Origin of the sequence: Streptomyces sp. NPDC053079 (assembly GCF_044546695.1) — a bacterium.
In the GTDB taxonomy this organism is placed as follows: Bacteria; Actinomycetota; Actinomycetes; order Streptomycetales; family Streptomycetaceae; genus Streptomyces.
Genome location: NZ_JBITZJ010000001.1, coordinates 330,212 through 346,223 on the forward strand (window position 1 = coordinate 330,212; position 16,012 = coordinate 346,223).

Annotated in this window: 16 protein-coding genes; 5 read left to right on the forward strand and 11 right to left on the reverse strand. The window is 71.0% G+C overall.

Annotated elements, in window-relative coordinates; genetic code table 11:
- Window positions 1–49: 49 nt before the first annotated feature.
- Entirely contained in the window at window positions 50–670 is a 621-nt protein-coding gene (locus tag ACIGXW_RS01480) for a heme-copper oxidase subunit III (RefSeq protein WP_071963529.1), read from the reverse strand.
- Between the two features lie 238 nt (window positions 671–908).
- Here ACIGXW_RS01480 and ACIGXW_RS01485 point away from each other — a divergent pair, with 238 nt between their 5' ends.
- Window positions 909–1,328 (forward strand): hypothetical protein, encoded by a 420-nt coding sequence (locus ACIGXW_RS01485; protein WP_071963528.1) that lies wholly within the window; start codon window positions 909–911, stop codon window positions 1,326–1,328.
- A 3-nt stretch (window positions 1,329–1,331) separates the two neighbouring features.
- Here the strand turns inward: ACIGXW_RS01485 and ACIGXW_RS01490 are convergent, their stop codons facing one another.
- The 4 genes from ACIGXW_RS01490 to coxB form a co-directional block, all read right to left on the reverse strand.
- Window positions 1,332–2,579, reverse strand: coding sequence for an Ig-like domain-containing protein (locus ACIGXW_RS01490; protein WP_399568686.1), 1,248 nt, complete (start codon window positions 2,577–2,579; stop codon window positions 1,332–1,334).
- Window positions 2,580–2,695: 116 nt separating this feature from the next.
- The gene (locus tag ACIGXW_RS01495; RefSeq protein WP_399568688.1) at window positions 2,696–3,094 is read right to left on the reverse strand and encodes a cytochrome c oxidase subunit 4; all 399 of its coding nucleotides are present in this window, start codon (window positions 3,092–3,094) and stop codon (window positions 2,696–2,698) included.
- Window positions 3,091–4,818: a cytochrome c oxidase subunit I gene (ctaD, locus tag ACIGXW_RS01500; protein WP_071963526.1), complete on the reverse strand. Its 1,728-nt coding sequence runs from the start codon at window positions 4,816–4,818 to the stop codon at window positions 3,091–3,093. The genes ACIGXW_RS01495 and ctaD overlap by 4 nt, the downstream gene beginning before the upstream one ends.
- A complete protein-coding gene (gene coxB, locus ACIGXW_RS01505) occupies window positions 4,815–5,786 on the reverse strand; it encodes a cytochrome c oxidase subunit II (RefSeq protein WP_071963525.1) in 972 nt (323 codons plus the stop codon). Before coxB ends, ctaD begins: the two co-directional genes overlap by 4 nt.
- 347 nt (window positions 5,787–6,133) lie before the next feature.
- On the opposite strand from coxB, the gene ACIGXW_RS01510 reads away from it, so the two are divergent.
- Window positions 6,134–7,519: a cysteine desulfurase/sulfurtransferase TusA family protein gene (locus ACIGXW_RS01510; protein WP_399568690.1), complete on the forward strand. Its 1,386-nt coding sequence runs from the start codon at window positions 6,134–6,136 to the stop codon at window positions 7,517–7,519.
- A 125-nt stretch (window positions 7,520–7,644) separates the two neighbouring features.
- On the opposite strand, the gene ACIGXW_RS01515 is transcribed toward ACIGXW_RS01510, so the two are convergent.
- Complete coding sequence (locus ACIGXW_RS01515) at window positions 7,645–8,619, reverse strand: carbohydrate kinase family protein (protein WP_360911421.1); 975 nt, start codon at window positions 8,617–8,619, stop codon at window positions 7,645–7,647.
- A 167-nt stretch (window positions 8,620–8,786) separates the two neighbouring features.
- On the opposite strand from ACIGXW_RS01515, the gene ACIGXW_RS01520 reads away from it, so the two are divergent.
- Both ACIGXW_RS01520 and ACIGXW_RS01525 read left to right on the forward strand, forming a co-directional pair.
- Window positions 8,787–8,999, forward strand: a complete 213-nt coding sequence (locus tag ACIGXW_RS01520; protein ID WP_071963522.1) for a hypothetical protein — start codon at window positions 8,787–8,789, stop codon at window positions 8,997–8,999.
- A 123-nt stretch (window positions 9,000–9,122) separates the two neighbouring features.
- Window positions 9,123–10,649 carry a hypothetical protein gene (locus tag ACIGXW_RS01525; protein ID WP_399568692.1) on the forward strand — a complete coding sequence of 509 codons (1,527 nt, stop codon included), beginning with the start codon at window positions 9,123–9,125 and terminating at the stop codon, window positions 10,647–10,649.
- A gap of 65 nt (window positions 10,650–10,714) precedes the next feature.
- Here the strand turns inward: ACIGXW_RS01525 and erpA are convergent, their stop codons facing one another.
- On the reverse strand, window positions 10,715–11,071 hold the full coding sequence (erpA, locus tag ACIGXW_RS01530) for an iron-sulfur cluster insertion protein ErpA (protein WP_071963520.1): 357 nt from the start codon (window positions 11,069–11,071) through the stop codon (window positions 10,715–10,717).
- Window positions 11,072–11,317: 246 nt separating this feature from the next.
- On the opposite strand from erpA, the gene nadA reads away from it, so the two are divergent.
- Window positions 11,318–12,505, forward strand: a complete 1,188-nt coding sequence (nadA, locus tag ACIGXW_RS01535) for a quinolinate synthase NadA (protein WP_071963531.1) — start codon at window positions 11,318–11,320, stop codon at window positions 12,503–12,505.
- Between the two features lie 66 nt (window positions 12,506–12,571).
- On the opposite strand, the gene ACIGXW_RS01540 is transcribed toward nadA, so the two are convergent.
- The 4 genes from ACIGXW_RS01540 to ACIGXW_RS01555 form a co-directional block, all read right to left on the reverse strand.
- Window positions 12,572–13,255: a response regulator transcription factor gene (locus tag ACIGXW_RS01540; RefSeq protein ID WP_071963519.1), complete on the reverse strand. Its 684-nt coding sequence runs from the start codon at window positions 13,253–13,255 to the stop codon at window positions 12,572–12,574.
- 9 nt (window positions 13,256–13,264) lie between these two features.
- Window positions 13,265–14,551: a sensor histidine kinase gene (locus ACIGXW_RS01545; protein ID WP_399568694.1), complete on the reverse strand. Its 1,287-nt coding sequence runs from the start codon at window positions 14,549–14,551 to the stop codon at window positions 13,265–13,267.
- A 96-nt stretch (window positions 14,552–14,647) separates the two neighbouring features.
- Window positions 14,648–14,926 carry a hypothetical protein gene (locus tag ACIGXW_RS01550; RefSeq protein ID WP_399568696.1) on the reverse strand — a complete coding sequence of 93 codons (279 nt, stop codon included), beginning with the start codon at window positions 14,924–14,926 and terminating at the stop codon, window positions 14,648–14,650.
- 48 nt (window positions 14,927–14,974) lie between these two features.
- The gene (locus ACIGXW_RS01555) at window positions 14,975–15,772 is read right to left on the reverse strand and encodes a PspA/IM30 family protein (protein ID WP_399568699.1); all 798 of its coding nucleotides are present in this window, start codon (window positions 15,770–15,772) and stop codon (window positions 14,975–14,977) included.
- Window positions 15,773–16,012 lie beyond the last annotated feature (240 nt).

The window sequence follows — 16,012 nt, forward strand, 5'->3', positions numbered from 1 at the left end:
ATCTTCTGCGTCGATGTCGGACTGTTGGTCCGGTGCGGGACAGGACCGATTACTTGATCAAGTAGATCGTGGCGAAGAGCCCGATCCAGACCACGTCGACGAAGTGCCAGTAGTAGGACACGACGATGGCCGCTGTCGCCTGGTGGTGGGTGAACCTCTTGGCCGCGTACGTCCTGCCCAGGACCAGCAGGAAGGCGATGAGGCCGCCCGTCACGTGCAGGCCGTGGAAGCCGGTCGTCAGGTAGAACACCGAGCCGTACGGGTCGGAGGAGAGGGAGAGGCCCTCCTCCTTGACCAGATCGGTGTATTCGAAGACCTGGCCGCCGATGAAGATGGCACCCATCACGAACGTGACCACGAACCACATGCGCAGCTTCTTCACGTCGCCGCGCTCGGCGGCGAAGACGCCGAGCTGGCAGGTGAGGGAGGAGAGCACGAGGATCGTGGTGTTGGTGGCCGAGAACGGAAGGTTCAGCGCGGACGCCATTTCCTTCCAGTGCTCGGCTCCGGTCACCGATCGCAGGGTGAAGTACATCGCGAAGAGGGCCGCGAAGAACATCAGCTCGGAACTCAGCCAGATGATGGTTCCGACGCTGGTGAGGTTCGGTCGATTGACCGACGGGTGCGCGTGCCCGGTATCTGTTGCTGTTGCTGTCGCCACGACCGACATTATGTCGGTCGCTTATCTCGCGCTCACTCCGGGGGGTGCCGTTCGGTGTGTCAAGACGGTATGCCCTGCTCGTACGGCCCATTGCGCGGGTCCCCCAAAGGGGGGAAGGGCCGCTTCCGGGGCCTCGCGGGCCCTGCCGGACCCTCCTCCCGGACGGCCCTCGCGGAGTAGCATCCGCGCACAACCGCTCGACCCACAAGCTGTGCTGTCCATGTGTGCCCACAAGCCTGGAGGAACGATGCAGCCGACTGCCACGGTGCTGGTCTACAGCGACGACTCGAGCACGCGCGAGCAGGTGCGGCTGGCCGCCGGGCGGCGGCCGGCGGCCGATGTCCCGGCGGTGCGCTACCTGGAGTGCGCGACCCTGCCGGCCGTGCTGAAGACCCTGGCGGAGCACCACGTCGACGTGTGCGTGCTGGACGGCGAGACGGCGCCGGCGGGCGGCATGGGGGTGTGCCGGCAGCTGAAGGACGAGGTGTTCCGCTGCCCGCCGGTGCTGCTGCTCATCGGCCGTCCGCAGGACGCCTGGCTGGCCACGTGGAGCCGCGCGGACGCGGCCGTCACCCATCCGCTGGACCCGGTGGAGTTCGCGGCCGCGCTGGCCGCTCTGCTGCGCGAGGCCGGCCGGCCCCAGCCCGTGGGTTGCCAAGACTCCTGAGACCTACATCCGGGGACGCAGCCGGGCGGTGTCGGCGGGGCTCGTCCCCTCTCGTTTGCCGGCCGCCAGGGCGCTACCCTCGCGCCACTGCTGCCACGGCATGTTCCAGTCCCCGAAGCCGTTGTCGAAGGGCGTCATGGTCGCGCCGGCGCTGCCCACGACCTTGACGATGTCGCCGACGCGCACGTTGTCGAAGAACCACTTGGCGTTCGCGGTGCTCATGCCGGTGCACCCGTGGCTGACGTTGTCCGCCCCCTGCGACCCCTCGGACCAGGGGGCGGCGTGCACGTATTCACCGCTCCACGTGACCCGGGTGGCCCAGTAGACCGGCAGGTCGTACGAGTCGGAACTGCCCTCCGCGATGCCGATGCTGGTGCCGCGCATGCGTACGAAGGGTTCCTGGCCCAGGATCACCTTGACCCCATTGCGGGTGGCGTAGCCGGGTTTGCCGGTGGTCACGGGGATGGAGCGGATCTCCTCCCCGTTCCTGCGGACCGACATGTAGTGCCCGGCGGCATCGGTGATGGCCTCGACGCGGTCGCCGGTGGTCAGGTGCACGGGCTTGGAGGGGCCGCCGTAGAGGCCGCCGCCGACCTTGATGCCGTCGAGGGTGGCGGAGACGTCGATGTCGGCGTGGGCGGGCCAGTACTCCTGCGGGCGGTAGTGCAGGGTGCGGTTGTCCACCCAGTGCCAGGCGCCCTCGACGGCCGGCCGGGAGCGGACCCGCAGGGTGCGCTCGACGACGGCGCGCGCCCCCGGGTCCTGGACGGGCTCGCTCAGCTCGGCGGTGATGGGCTGTCCGACGCCGTAGGTGCCGTTCTGCGGGCCGAAGGCGACCCTCAGCAGCCGGTCGGCCGGATTGGTGTCGAAACCGATCGTGCGGCGCCCCTGGGCGCCGTCCTCGTCCTCGGTGCTGACGCGCACGGTGTAGTGGGCGCCGGCCGCGAGCGCGCCGGTGCTGTGCCAGCGGGAGCCGTCGGGGGCGAGTTCACCCTTGACGTACCGTCCGGCGGCGTCCGTGGCGGTGACGTCCGTGATCCGGTCGCCGCCGGTCGCGGTCACCTCCAGGGGCTTGCTCGGGTCGGCCTTGCGGCCGGAATCCGCGCCGGCGAGGTTCACCTGGTCCGTGGCGTCGTAGGGCGGGTCGGCCAGCGGGTTCGACGAGCCGCCGCACGCGGTCGCCCCCAGCGCCAGGGAGACCAGCACGAGGGCGCAGAGCGGCACCGTACGGCTTCGAACTGAGTGACTCATGGTCACACCGTAGGAAGAATCGCAACACATGGCCCGTGGAGTGCCGCAAACGGGTGGAAGCACGTCGGGCCCCGCACACCGTGAGGTGTGCGGGGCCCGAACGGGAGCTGCGGGAACTACTGGTTCTGGTTCTCGCCGCGGTAGAACTCGAACACCCAGCCGAAGAGGCCGACCAGGATGACCGGGGCGGAGAAGTACATCAGCCACCAGCCGAAGCAGATGCTCAGGAAGGCCAGCGCGCCACCGACGGCCAGGGACAGCGGCTGCCAGCTGTGCGGGGCGAAGAAGCCCAGCTCACCGGCGTCGTCGGCGACGTCCGCGTTCTTGTCGTCCCCGGCACCGGCGTCCACCCGGCGCGCGGTGAACGCCAGGTAGTAGCCGACCATGATGCACAGGCCGAAGGCCATGAAGAGGGCGGTCGTACCGGCCGCCTCCTTCGCCCACACGCCATAGACGATCGCCATGGCGAGGATGAAGACGGAGAGCCAGATGAACATCCGGCCTTGGATCTTCACTTGCCGGCCTCCTTGCCACCCGCGAGGGCCTTGTCAGCGGCGAGGTTCTCCTCGAGCTCCAGTGCCGCGATCTCCGGGTGGTGCAGGTCGAACGCCGGGGATTCGGAACGGATGCGCGGGAGGGTGAGGAAGTTGTGCCGCGGCGGCGGGCAGGACGTCGCCCACTCCAGCGAACGGCCGTAGCCCCACGGGTCGTCGACCTCGACCTTCTTGCCGTACTTGGCGGTCTTCCACACGTTGTACATGAACGGCAGCATCGACAGACCGAGCAGGAACGAGCTGATCGTCGAGATGGTGTTCAGCGTGGTGAAGCCGTCGGCGGCGAGGTAGTCCGCGTAACGACGCGGCATGCCCTCGGCACCCAGCCAGTGCTGCACCAGGAACGTGCCGTGGAAGCCCACGAACAGCGTCCAGAAGGTGATCTTGCCCAGGCGCTCGTCCAGCATCTTGCCGGTGAACTTCGGCCACCAGAAGTGGAAGCCGGAGAACATCGCGAAGACCACGGTGCCGAAGATGACGTAGTGGAAGTGCGCGACGACGAAGTACGAGTCGGAGACGTGGAAGTCCATCGGGGGCGAGGCCAGGATGACGCCGGTCAGACCACCGAAGGTGAAGGTGATCAGGAAGCCGACGGCCCACAGCATCGGGGTCTCGAAGGACAGCGAGCCCTTCCACATGGTGCCGATCCAGTTGAAGAACTTCACACCGGTCGGTACCGCGATAAGGAAGGTCATGAAGGAGAAGAACGGCAACAGCACGCCGCCCGTCACATACATGTGGTGCGCCCACACCGTGACCGAGAGACCGGCGATGGAAATGGTCGCCGCAATCAGGCCCCAGTAACCGAACATCGGCTTCCGGGAGAACACCGGAATGACCTCGGAAATGATGCCGAAGAACGGCAGGGCGATGATGTACACCTCGGGGTGGCCGAAGAACCAGAAGAGGTGCTGCCACAGCAACGCGCCGCCATTGGACGCGTCGAATACATGCGCACCGAATTTACGGTCCGCCTCCAGCGCGAAGAGCGCGGCGGCCAGCACCGGGAAGGCCAGCAGGACCAGGACACCGGTCAGCAGGACGTTCCAGGTGAAGATCGGCATGCGGAACATCGTCATGCCCGGGGCGCGCATGCAGATGATCGTGGTGATGAAGTTGACCGAGCCGAGGATCGTGCCGAAGCCGGAGAAGGCCAGACCCATGATCCACATGTCGGCGCCGACGCCCGGCGAACGGACCGCGTCCGACAGCGGGGAGTAGGCGAACCAGCCGAAGTCGGCCGCACCCTGCGGGGTGAGGAAGCCGGCCACCGCGATCAGCGAGCCGAAGAGGTAGAGCCAGTAGGCGAACATGTTCAGCCGCGGGAACGCCACGTCGGGCGCGCCGATCTGCAGCGGCATGATCCAGTTCGCGAATCCGGCGAACAGCGGCGTCGCGAACATCAGCAGCATGATCGTGCCGTGCATCGTGAACGCCTGGTTGAACTGCTCGTTCGACATGATCTGCGTGCCGGGACGGGCCAGCTCGGCGCGCATGAGGAGCGCCATCAGGCCGCCGATGCAGAAGAACGCGAACGACGTGACCAGGTACAGCGTGCCGATCGTCTTGTGGTCAGTGGTGGTGAGCCACTTGATCACCTGATTGCCGGGCTGCTTCTGGCGTACGGGTGGTGCTGCCGTGGCTGTTGCGGCGGCGGCACCCTGGGGTTCGTTGAGGATGCTCACTTGTTCTTGGTCTCCGCGTTCTTCGCGTGATCCGTCATCGCGATACCCGCCGGCTGGTAACCGGTCTGGCCCTTGGCCGCCAGCTCCTTCAGGTGCGCCTTGTACCGCTCCGGAGAGACGACCTTGACGTTGAAGAGCATCCGCGAGTGGTCCTGGCCGCAGAGCTCGGCGCACTTGCCCAGGAAGGTGCCCTCCTTGTTCGGGGTCACCGTGAAGCTGTTGGTGTGTCCCGGGATGACGTCCTGCTTCATCAGGAACGGCACCACCCAGAAGGAGTGGATGACGTCCCGCGAGGTGAGGATGAACTGCACCGTCTCACCCTTGGGCAGCCACAGGGTCGGGCCCGGGTTGTTGGTCTGCGGGTTCCGGTCGCCCGGAATGCCGACCTCGTAGACACCCTCCGCGCCCTGCGGTGCCTTCTTCAGGAACCGGTCGGGGATCGCGTCGAGCTCCTTGTTCTCCCGGAGCGGCTTCGCCGGGGTGGCGGCGTTGCCGTCGACGTTCTCCATGTAGTTGAACGCCCAGCTCCACTGGAAGCCCACCACGTTCACGACGTGCTGCGGCTTCTCCGGGTTGGTGAGGAGCTTGTTCTCATCGCGCGCGGTGAAGTAGAAGAGCACCGAAACGATGATGATCGGGACCACGGTGTACAGCGCCTCGATGGGCATGTTGTACCGGGTCTGGGTGGGGATCTCCACCTTGGACCTGCTGCGCCGGTGGAAGATGACGCTCCACAGGATCAGGCCCCACACCAGTACGCCCGTAGCGAGCGCAGCCGCCCACGAGCCCTGCCACAAGGAGAGGATCCGCGGCGCCTCTTCCGTGACGGGCGTCGGCATGCCGAGGCGGGGGAAGTCCTTCGATGTGCAACCGGTGGCGGTCGCCAGGACAGCGCCCGCGGCCAGCGCCTGCAGCAGCTTCCGCCGCACCGGGCGCCGCGACGAGCGGTCGGAGCCGTTGGGACTCACGTAGCGCCTTCCCGAGAGTCTCGCCCGTGCGGCCGGCTGCGGCCGTCTCGCTGGTCGGTCGCCGGCCCGCTGCGGGCAGGGGTTTGGATGTTTATGCGGACCAAACCCTACTGGACGCTATTTGGGGTCGCGCGGGGAGGGTGCCCAACGCGCCGGTCCGGTCCCCGAAGGGGTGGAATCTCGGGATCCGGCGGCTATCTGGAGGACCGTCAGGGCCGCGTGCGAGCAGGTCGCAGGGGGTGCGCCGGGGCCGTCCGGACGAAGCCGGCCGAGGCGGCGGGCGACGGACGGCGGGCACCGGGCGACGGCCCCGCCGCTCGCACGCGCGGGGGCGTTAGCGTTCATATGTGCCCTACTTCGACGCGGCCTCCGCCGCCCCCCTGCACCCGGTCGCCCGCCAGGCGCTGCTGGCCGCCCTCGACGAGGGCTGGGCCGACCCCGCCCGGCTCTACCGGGAGGGCCGCCGGGCCCGGCTGCTGCTGGACGCCGCCCGCGAGGCCGCGGCGGAGGCGGTGGGCTGCCGCCCCGACGAGCTCGTCTTCACCCCTTCGGGGACCCGCGCCCTGCACGACGGCATCGCCGGCGCCCTGGCCGGACGCCGCCGGGTGGGCCGCCACCTGGTGGTCTCCGCCGTGGAGCACTCCGCCGTCCTGCACTCCGCCGAGGCCCTCCAGGCGGCGGGCGGCAGCGTCACCGAGGTGCCGGTGGACCGCACCGGACGGGTCGGGCCGGGCGCGTTCGCGGCGGCGCTGCGCCCGGACACCGCCCTGGCGGCACTGCAGTCCGCCAACCACGAGGTCGGCACCGAGCAGCCGGTCGCCGAGGTGGCCGGGGCCTGCCGGGAGGCGGACGTGCCGCTGCTGGTGGACGCCGCGCAGTCGCTGGGCTGGGGCCCGGTGCCCGGAGGCTGGTCACTGCTGACCGCGAGCGCCCACAAGTGGGGCGGCCCGTCCGGGGTGGGCCTGCTGGCCGTGCGCAAGGGGGTGCGGTTCGCCGCCCAGGGCCCGGCGGACGAGCGGGAGTCGGGCCGCGCCCCGGGCTTCCCCGCCCTGCCCGCGATCGTCGCGGCCGCGGCCTCCCTGCGGGCGGTGCGCCAGGAGGCGACGGCCGAGGGCGCCCGGCTGCGCGCCCTGGTGGAGCGCGTGCGCTCCCGGGTGCCGGAGCTCGTGCCGGACGTGGAGGTGGTCGGCGACCCGGTGCGGCGCCTGCCGCACCTGGTCACCTTCTCCTGCCTGTACGTGGACGGCGAGACGCTGCTGCACGCGCTGGAACGCGCGGGCTTCTCCGTCTCCTCGGGCTCCTCGTGCACGTCCAGCACCCTGAAGCCCAGTCATGTGCTGCGGGCGATGGGGGTGCTGTCGGAGGGAAACGTCCGGGTCTCCCTGCCGTGGGGAACGACGGAGGCGGACGTGGAGCGCTTCCTGGAGGTGCTGCCCGGGACCGTGCGCGCGGTACGGGAACAGCTGGGCGCGCCCACGGGGGCGGCTCCCGCCCCGGCCGGCACGGCGCCCGAGCTGGTCGTCGACTCGCTGGGCAAGCGGTGCCCGATCCCGGTGATCGAGCTGGCGAAGGTCATCGGGGACGTGCCGGTGGGCGGCCTGGTGACGGTGCTGTCCGACGACGAGGCGGCGCGGCTCGACATTCCGGCGTGGTGCGGGATGCGGGGGCAGGAGTACGTCGGGGAGCGCCCGGCGGAGCGCGGTACGGCGTACCGCGTACGCCGCCTGTCGTGACCACCGCTACCGCGGCGGGATTCGCCCACCCACCCGCCCGATCACTGCCGACGTCGGGACGTTGGCGGTAACGGGCGGGCGGGTGGGCGAAAGGGGGTGTGGGGGCGGAGCCCCCACGAGGAGGGTCAGGCCAGGTGGGCCTGGACCTCGGCGGCGGCCTCGTGGCCGTACGCCTTGGTGAAGCGCTCCATGAAGTGCCCGCGCCGCAGCTCGTACTCCTGGGTGCCCAGCGTCTCGATGACCAGCGTCGCGAGCATGCAGCCGACCTGCGCCGACCGCTCCAGCGACAGCTCCCAGGTCCGGCCCGCGAGGAAGCCCGCGCGGAAGGCGTCGCCCACGCCGGTCGGGTCGACCTTGGCCTCCTCCTGGGCACAGCCGACCTCGATCGCCGGCTCGCCGGCCCGCTCGATGCGCACGCCCTGGGCGCCCAGGGTGGTGACGCGGGTGCCGACCTTGGCCAGGATCTCCTCGCCCGTCCAGCCCGTCTTGGACTCGATGAGCGCCTTCTCGTACTCGTTGGTGAACAGGTACGTCGCGCCGTCGATCAGGACGCGGATGTCGTCGCCGTCCATGCGGGCCAGCTGCTGGGAGGGGTCGGCCGCGAAGGGGATGCCCCGGGTGCGGCACTCCTCGGTGTGGCGGATCATCGCCTCGGGGTCGTCCGCGCCGATCAGCACGAGGTCCAGGCCGCCGACCCGCTCGGCCACGGGCTGCAGCTCGATCTGGCGGGCCTCGCTCATCGCGCCGGTGTAGAAGGACGCGATCTGGTTGTGGTCGGTGTCCGTGGTGCACACGAAGCGCGCGGTGTGCAGCACCTCGGAGATGTGCACGGAGGCGGTGTCGACGCCGTGCCGGTCGAGCCAGGCGCGGTAGTCGGCGAAGTCCTGGCCCGCGGCGCCGACCAGGACCGGGCGCAGCCCGAGCAGGCCCATGCCGAAGCAGATGTTGGGGCCCACGCCGCCGCGGCGCACGTCCAGCTCGTCGACGAGGAAGGAGAGGGAGACCGTGTGCAGCTGGTCCGCCACGAGCTGGTCGGCGAAGCGGCCGGGGAAGGTCATCAGATGGTCGGTGGCGATGGAGCCGGTGACAGCGATACGCACGACGGGTCTGCTCCCTGGGGGGCGAGGTGACGAGAAAGGTCGACAAGAACCACACCACGCTACCGGGTCCGGCGACTGTGCCCGAGTCCGGATCCCCATGATTGGTAGGTAAATCTACCTAATAGTAGGTCTTACCTCGTCGGCTCCCCCATGCGTACGGTGCGGGTATGCCGAAGACTGTGAAGGACGTCACTTCCACCACGGATCCGGAATCGCTGGACGAGCTGCGCAGGGACTGCGCCCGGATGGCACCGCACTGGACCGGCACCGCCGGTGAGCCCCGCCGGGGCGGAACGACGCCGCTGTCGCTCATTCACGGGGTGGTCGTTCCCGCCGGATCGGCACGGCTGCTGGACGGGATGTCGGAGTACGGCGACTGACGGTCCCCGAAGGCACACCGAAAGAGACAGTGGAACCGCTCGCTCCTGCACTCCGTCCAAGCGGCGTCCCCTTCAGGGGGGATGCGGCAGTACACATATTGAGCGGAGCGAAGGAGCGATGCGGTGAGCAGCGAGGGCAGCACTGCGGGCGGTAGCCCCGACAAACGGCAGCGGAAGCATTCGCCGCTGGCGGTGGCATCGGTGGCGGCGGCCGTGCTGCTGGCCGGGGGCGGCGGGGCGTACTGGGCGTCCACGGCGTCGGACGGCGCCGGCGGCGACCCCGTGGCCGCGCCCGGCGACGGTGGCTCCCCCGCGCCGCTCGTGCTGGACGACTACGGGCGTACGGCCGGCTCCGGCGACTCCTCCCGGGGCATCGCGGTGGGCGAGCCCGATCCGCACGGCACCCGCTACCGGGCCGAGGGCAAGCTGCCCCCGGGGCCGCGGACGGCGGCCGTCCACCTGCCGGAGCGCACGGTCTCGCGTGAGCGGGTGGCGGCCCTGGCCAAGGTCCTCGACGTCCAGGGCACGCCCCGGCTGGACGGGGGCACCTGGACGGTGGGCGGCGGCCGGGACGCGGCGGGGCCCACGCTGCAGGTGAGCGAGCGCGGGCCGGGCAACTGGTCGTACTCCCGCTACGGCGTGCCCGGCGGTACCCACTGCGTGCCGAAGGGCCCGGGGACCGAGCCCGGCCCGAAGGACGAGCCGGGGCCGAAGTGCCCCTCCTTCCGTGACGGCTCCCCGGCCCCGGACCCCGCCGCGGCGCGGCCGGTGCCGGAGGAGAAGGCCAGGAGCGTCGCGGCGCCGGTGTTCAAGGCGCTCGGCCAGGACGGTGCGAAGACGGATGCGGGCAAGGTGTCCGGGGCCCTGCGGGTCGTCACCGCCGAGCCGGTGGTGGACTCGCTGCCGACGTACGGCTGGCAGACGAACCTGCAGATCGGTTCGGACGCACAGGTGGTCGGCGGCAGCGGGATGCTGGACGTGCCGAAGAAGGGCGCGACCTACCCCCTGGTCACCGCCGAGCGCGCGCTCCAGGAGCTGAACAAGGGCGCCGGCACCGGCCGGGTGAGCGTCGGCGGCTGCGCGACGGCCGTGCCGTTCAAGGACGACGGGGGCGCGCCCTGCCCGGGCAAGCCCGAGGGGCCGGAGCCGGTGGCGGTGACCGGCGCGGTCCTCGGACTGTCGGCGCAGTCGGTGTCCGGGCGGCAGGCGCTGGTGCCGTCGTGGCTGTTCACGGCCCGGATGCCCGGCGACAAGGGCGGGACGGTCACCGTCGCCCAGCCGGCGATCGACCCGAAGTTCATCGCCGGGCCGTCCTCGCCCCCGGCGGGCGGCGAGCCGAGCGGGAAGCCGACGGCCACCCCGCCGGCCTCCGGGCCCGTGCAGGTGGAGTCTTACACCGCGAGCGACGACGGCAAGAAGCTCGTCCTGCACTTCTGGGGCGGGGTGTGCAGCGACTACGCCGCACAGGCGGAGCAGTCCTCGTCCGCGGTGACGGTCAAGGTCACCGGCACCGAGAAGCAGCCGGGCCGGTACTGCGTGATGATGATCAAGCGCTTCGACACGGAGGTCGCGCTGGACGAGCCGCTGGGCGAGCGCAGGGTCGTGGACCTGGCGAGCGGGAACACCGTCCGCGAGCGGCAGCAGAAGTAGCCGGGCACGCAAAAGGGCGGCATCCCCGGTCGGGGTGCCGCCCTTTTCGCAGGTCCGTCCGGCGCTTAGCTGAACGAGTCGCCGCAGGCGCAGGAGCCGGTGGCGTTGGGGTTGTCGATCGTGAAGCCCTGCTTTTCGATGGTGTCGACGAAGTCGATGGAGGCGCCGCCCAGGTACGGGGCGCTCATGCGGTCGGTGACGACCTTGACACCGTCGAAGTCCTTGACGACGTCGCCGTCGAGCGAACGCTCGTCGAAGAAGAGCTGGTAGCGCAGGCCGGAGCAGCCGCCGGGCTGGACGGCGACGCGCAGGGCGAGGTCCTCACGGCCCTCCTGCTCCAGCAGGCTCTTGACCTTGGCGGCGGCGGCGTCGGACAGGAGGATGCCGTCGCTCACCGTGGTCTTCTCGTCCTGAACGGACATCTGCTTCACTCCCGGGTTTGGTGCGGACTGCTTGCCTTCGGCAGCAACCCACGGCGTCCCGGATTCATTCCGGGCCTGGTCTGCTGACTTCCGTCTTTCATGCTCGCACACCGCTCGCCCGCCCGGGAATGTGTCACATCGACGCGATGGCCATCGTCAAACTGACGTGAACCGGTTATGATAGATAGCGTCAAATTGACGACAAGGCCCGAACCGGCCGTCCGCAGAACAGAAAGGGTGCGTGTCGTGACCACCGCCCAGCCCTTGGATTTCCAGGCTCCCTCCCCTTCGCCCCTCGCCCTCCTGCTGCTCGGCCGTGAGTCCGACCCCCGGAGCGAGCGCGGCGTGGAGTGCCCCGGCGATCTGCCGGCGCCGTCCGACCCGGACCTGGTGGAGCGTGCCCGGGCGGCCAAGGCGAAGCTCGGGGACAAGGTCTTCGTGCTCGGCCACCACTACCAGCGCGACGAGGTCATCGAGTTCGCGGACGTCACCGGCGACTCCTTCAAGCTGGCCCGCGACGCGGCCGCCCGGCCGGACGCCGAGTACATCGTCTTCTGCGGTGTGCACTTCATGGCCGAGTCCGCGGACATCCTGACCACGGCCGACCAGCAGGTCGTCCTGCCGGACCTGGCCGCGGGCTGCTCGATGGCCGACATGGCCACCGCCGAGCAGGTCGCCGAATGCTGGGACGTACTGACCGAGGCCGGCGTGGCCGAGGTGACCGTCCCCGTCTCGTACATGAACTCCTCCGCCGACATCAAGGCCTTCACCGGCAAGCACGGCGGCACCATCTGCACCTCCTCCAACGCCGAGCGGGCGCTGAACTGGGCCTTCGAGCAGGGCGAGAAGGTCCTCTTCCTCCCCGACCAGCACCTGGGCCGCAACACGGCCGTCCGCGACATGGGGATGTCCCTGGACGACTGCGTCCTGTACAACCCCCACAAGCCGAACGGCGGGCTGACCGCCCAGGAGCTGCGCGACGCCAAGATGATCCTGTGGCGCGGGCACTGCTCGGTGCACGGCCGCTTCTCGCTCGACTCCGTCAACGACGTGCGCGAGCGCATCCCGGGCGTCAACGTCCTGGTGCACCCCGAGTGCCGGCACGAGGTCGTGGCCGCCGCCGACTACGTCGGTTCGACGGAGTACATCATCAAGACCCTCGAGGCCGCCCCGGCCGGGTCGAAGTGGGCCATCGGGACGGAGCTGAACCTGGTGCGCCGTCTGGCGAACCGTTTCGCCGGTGAGGGCAAGGAGATCGTCTTCCTCGACAAGACGGTCTGCTTCTGCTCGACCATGAACCGGATCGACCTGCCGCACCTGGTGTGGGCGCTGGAGTCCCTGGCGGACGGCAAGGTCGTCAACCGCATCGAGGTCGACCCGGAGGTGGCGAGCTTCTCGAAGCTGGCCCTGGAGCGGATGCTGGCGCTGCCGTAAGCCCGGAACCTCTCGTACGCGAACGCCGGGCGGGCCGCCACCGCGGCCCGGCCGGCGTTCGCGTACTCAGTCCGTCCTCGGCCGCACCAGCCCCGATTCGTAGGCGATCACCACCAACTGGGCCCGGTCCCGCGCCCCCAGCTTGGCCATCGCGCGGTTGACATGGGTCTTGACGGTCAGGGGACTGACCGTCAGCCGCTCCCCTATCTCGTCGTTCGACAGCCCGCCCGCCACCTGCGCCAGCACCTCCCGTTCCCGGCCGGTGAGCGCGTCCAGCCGGGTCGCGGGACGCGCCGGGCGGTCGGCGGGCTCGCCCTGCGCCAGGAACTTCGCGATCAGTCCCTTCGTCGCCGCGGGCGACAGCAGCGCCTCCCCCGCCGCCGCGATGCGGATCGCGGCCAGCAGCTCGTCCGGCTCCGCGCCCTTGCCCAGGAAGCCGGAGGCGCCCGCGCGCAGCGACTGCACCACGTACTCGTCGACCTCGAACGTCGTCAGCATCACCACCCGCACCGCCGCCAGCGCGGGGTCCGAGCAGATCGTGCGGGTCGCGGCGAGGCCGTCGGTGCCCGGCATCCGGATGTCCATCAGCACCACGTCGGGGACGTGCGCACGGGCCAGCTCGACCGCCCGGTCGCCGTCCGCCGCCTCCGCCACCACCCTCATGTCCGGCTCCGAGTCCACCAGCACTCTGAAGGCGCTGCGCAACAGGGCCTGGTCGTCGGCCAGGAGAACGGTGATCGGCTCAGTCATGGGCCCAGCCTAGGGTTCGCCCGCACCGCTCGTACGGGCCTGCAGCGGCAGCACCGCGCGCACCCGGAAGCCGGCCGTGCCCTCCCCGCGCGGGCCCGCCTCGCAGGTGCCGCCGAGGGCGACGGCGCGCTCGCGCATCCCGATCAGCCCATGGCCGCCCGCGCCCTCGGCGGGCGGGGCGGGCCGGCCGCCGCCGTTGTCCAGGACGGTCAGCTCCAGGCCGGCGGGGCCGCGCACCAGCGCCACCTCGGCCCGGGCGTCGGGGCCCGCGTGCTTGTGCACATTGGTCAGCGCCTCCTGCAGCACGCGGTAGGCCGTGAGGTCCACCGCCCCCGGCAGCGGCCCGACGACGGCCGCGGCCTCGTCGGCGCCCGTGCCGGTGCCGGGGCCGCCGGGCAGGGTGGAGGCGGCGGTAACGTCGACGCGCAACCCCACCCGGGCGAAGCCGTCGACGAGCTGGTCGAGCACACCGAGGCCGGGTGCCGGCTCGGTGGGGGCCTCGGGGTCGCCGTACTGCCGCAGCAGGCCCACGGTGGCGCGCAGTTCCTCCAGCGCCGAGCGGCTGGCCTGGCGGACGTGGGCGAGGGCCTGTTTGGCCTGCTCGGGACGGCTGTCCATGATGTGCGAGGCCACGCCCGCCTGGACGTTGACGAGCGCGATGTGGTGGGCGACGACGTCGTGCAGCTCACGGGCGATGCGCAGCCGTTCCTCGGCGACGCGGCGCCGGGCCTCCTCCTCGCGGGAGCGCTCGGCGCGCACGGCCCGCTCCTCGATCGCGGCGACGAAGGCGCGGCGGCTGCGGACCGCGTCCCCGGCGGCGCCGGCCATGCCGGTCCAGGCGAACAGCCCGAGGTTCTCCTGGGCGTACCAGGGCGGCGGGCCGAAGAGCATGACGGCGGCGGTGAGGACGGCGACGGTCACGGCGACGATGCGCCAGGCGGTGGGGCGCTCGGTGCGGGAGGCGACGGTGTAGAGGGCCACCGCGACGCTGGTGGCGATCTGGGTGCGCGGCGGGCCCCCGTCGGTGACGGTGACGGTCCCGGCGACCGTCAGGGCGCAGGTCAGGCCGAGGACGGCGCGCGGGCGGCTGCGGCGGGCCACCAGGCAGGCGCAGGCGGCCACCGAAAGCAAGAGGAAGCCGAGGCCGGGCGGCCTGCGGTCGTCGTGCGGGCCCACGTAGGAACCGGTGAGGACGAGGCCGAGGACGAGGACGGCCAGCAGGGTGTCGGCGGCGAAGGGGTGGGCGAGCAGCCAGCGGTGCGGGCGGGCGAGGCCCGTGGCGGCGAGGGAGGTCATCGCGGTCCGATCGGAGGGCGGGCCGGTGCGTGGAGCGGCGGCGCCCCCGTCCCGGGAGGGGACGGGGGCGCCGCCTGTGCCGAGTGTGCCGGGGGGTCAGCCCGGGATGAGGCCGTCGTCGCTGAGCATCGCGCGCACGTCGGCCAGGGAGGCGTCGGGCGCGGGCAGGATCAGTTCGGAGGGTTCCAGCGCGTCGTCGGGCAGCGGCGTGCCCAGGCGGCGCACGGCGTCCAGGAGGGCGGCCAGCGTGCGCCGGAAGCCTTCCTCGTCGCCGCTCTCCACCTCGTCGAGCAGCTCGTCGTCCAGCTTGTTGAGCTCGGTGAAGTGGCTGTCGGCCACCTTCACCTGGCCCTCCCCCATGATCCGTACGATCATGACGGTCTCCCTTGCCTCAGGGCGAGTCGTGCCTACGGGCCGATTCTCTCAGCTCTTGTCGAAGCGCGGCTGGTCCTGGGACTGCGCGGGCCGGGCCTGGCCGGCGGGGCCGCCCTCGATGGCCTGCTGCCGGCCGCTGGTGCCACCCGCCAGCTCGGCCTTCATCCGCTGCAGCTCCAGCTCCACGTCGGAGCCGCTGGAGAGGCGGTCCAGCTCGGCGGTGATGTCGTCCTTGGCCGTGCCCGTGGGGTCGTCGAGCGCGCCCGAGGCGAGCAGCTCGTCGATCGCGCCGGCGCGGGCCTGCAGCTGCGCGGTCTTGTCCTCGGCGCGCTGGATGGCCATGCCGACGTCGCCCATCTCCTCGGAGATGCCGGAGAAGGCCTCGCCGATCCGGGTCTGGGCCTGGGCGGCGGTGTAGGTCGCCTTGATGGTCTCCTTCTTCGTGCGGAAGGCGTCCACCTTGGCCTGCAGGCGCTGGGAGGCGAGCGTGAGCTTCTCCTCCTCGCCCTGGAGGGTCTGGTGCTGCGTCTCCAAGTCGCTGACCTGCTGCTGGAGCGCGGCCCGGCGGGTCAGCGCCTCGCGCGCCAGGTCCTCCCGGCCCAGCGCGAGCGCCTTGCGGCCCTGCTCCTCCAGCTTGGTCGACTGGGTCTGCAGCTGGTTGAGCTGGAGCTCCAGGCGCTTGCGGGACGTCGCGACATCGGCGACGCCGCGCCGTACCTTCTGCAGCAGCTCCAGCTGCTTCTGGTACGAGTAATCGAGGGTCTCGCGCGGATCCTCGGCCCGGTCCAGGGCCTTGTTGGCCTTCGCGCGGAAGATCATCCCCATCCGCTTCATGACACCGCTCATGGGCCTCGCGCGCCCCCTTCTGACCGACAAGATCGGGCTTCGGCTCTCAGCACATCTACAGAACCCACAGTACGGGGCCTGCTTCCATTACCGCACTGTTCGGGCCGCGATGCGCTCCTCCTCCAGGACGATCACAAGGTCGTCCTCCTCCGGCCCAAGGAGTAGATGAGGACCCAGGGAAGGTGGGGGGACGCCGGCGCGAGGTGCGGGGCGCCGGCCGTTGCCGGATCGTTCCCGGGA

What these genes read in the sequence shown, in the direction of transcription:
- ACIGXW_RS01490 (WP_399568686.1), bottom strand. Translation starts at nt 2,579, where the DNA reads ATGAGTCACTCAGTTCGAAGCCGTACGGTGCCGCTCTGCGCCCTCGTG.
- ACIGXW_RS01540 (WP_071963519.1), bottom strand. Translation starts at nt 13,255, where the DNA reads ATGACTGAGCCGATCACCGTTCTCCTGGCCGACGACCAGGCCCTGTTG.
- erpA (WP_071963520.1), bottom strand. Translation starts at nt 11,071, where the DNA reads ATGTCCGTTCAGGACGAGAAGACCACGGTGAGCGACGGCATCCTCCTG.
- ACIGXW_RS01485 (WP_071963528.1), top strand. Translation starts at nt 909, where the DNA reads ATGCAGCCGACTGCCACGGTGCTGGTCTACAGCGACGACTCGAGCACG.
- ACIGXW_RS01520 (WP_071963522.1), top strand. Translation starts at nt 8,787, where the DNA reads ATGCCGAAGACTGTGAAGGACGTCACTTCCACCACGGATCCGGAATCG.
- ACIGXW_RS01550 (WP_399568696.1), bottom strand. Translation starts at nt 14,926, where the DNA reads ATGATCGTACGGATCATGGGGGAGGGCCAGGTGAAGGTGGCCGACAGC.
- ACIGXW_RS01480 (WP_071963529.1), bottom strand. Translation starts at nt 670, where the DNA reads ATGTCGGTCGTGGCGACAGCAACAGCAACAGATACCGGGCACGCGCAC.
- ACIGXW_RS01545 (WP_399568694.1), bottom strand. Translation starts at nt 14,551, where the DNA reads ATGACCTCCCTCGCCGCCACGGGCCTCGCCCGCCCGCACCGCTGGCTG.
- ACIGXW_RS01555 (WP_399568699.1), bottom strand. Translation starts at nt 15,772, where the DNA reads ATGAGCGGTGTCATGAAGCGGATGGGGATGATCTTCCGCGCGAAGGCC.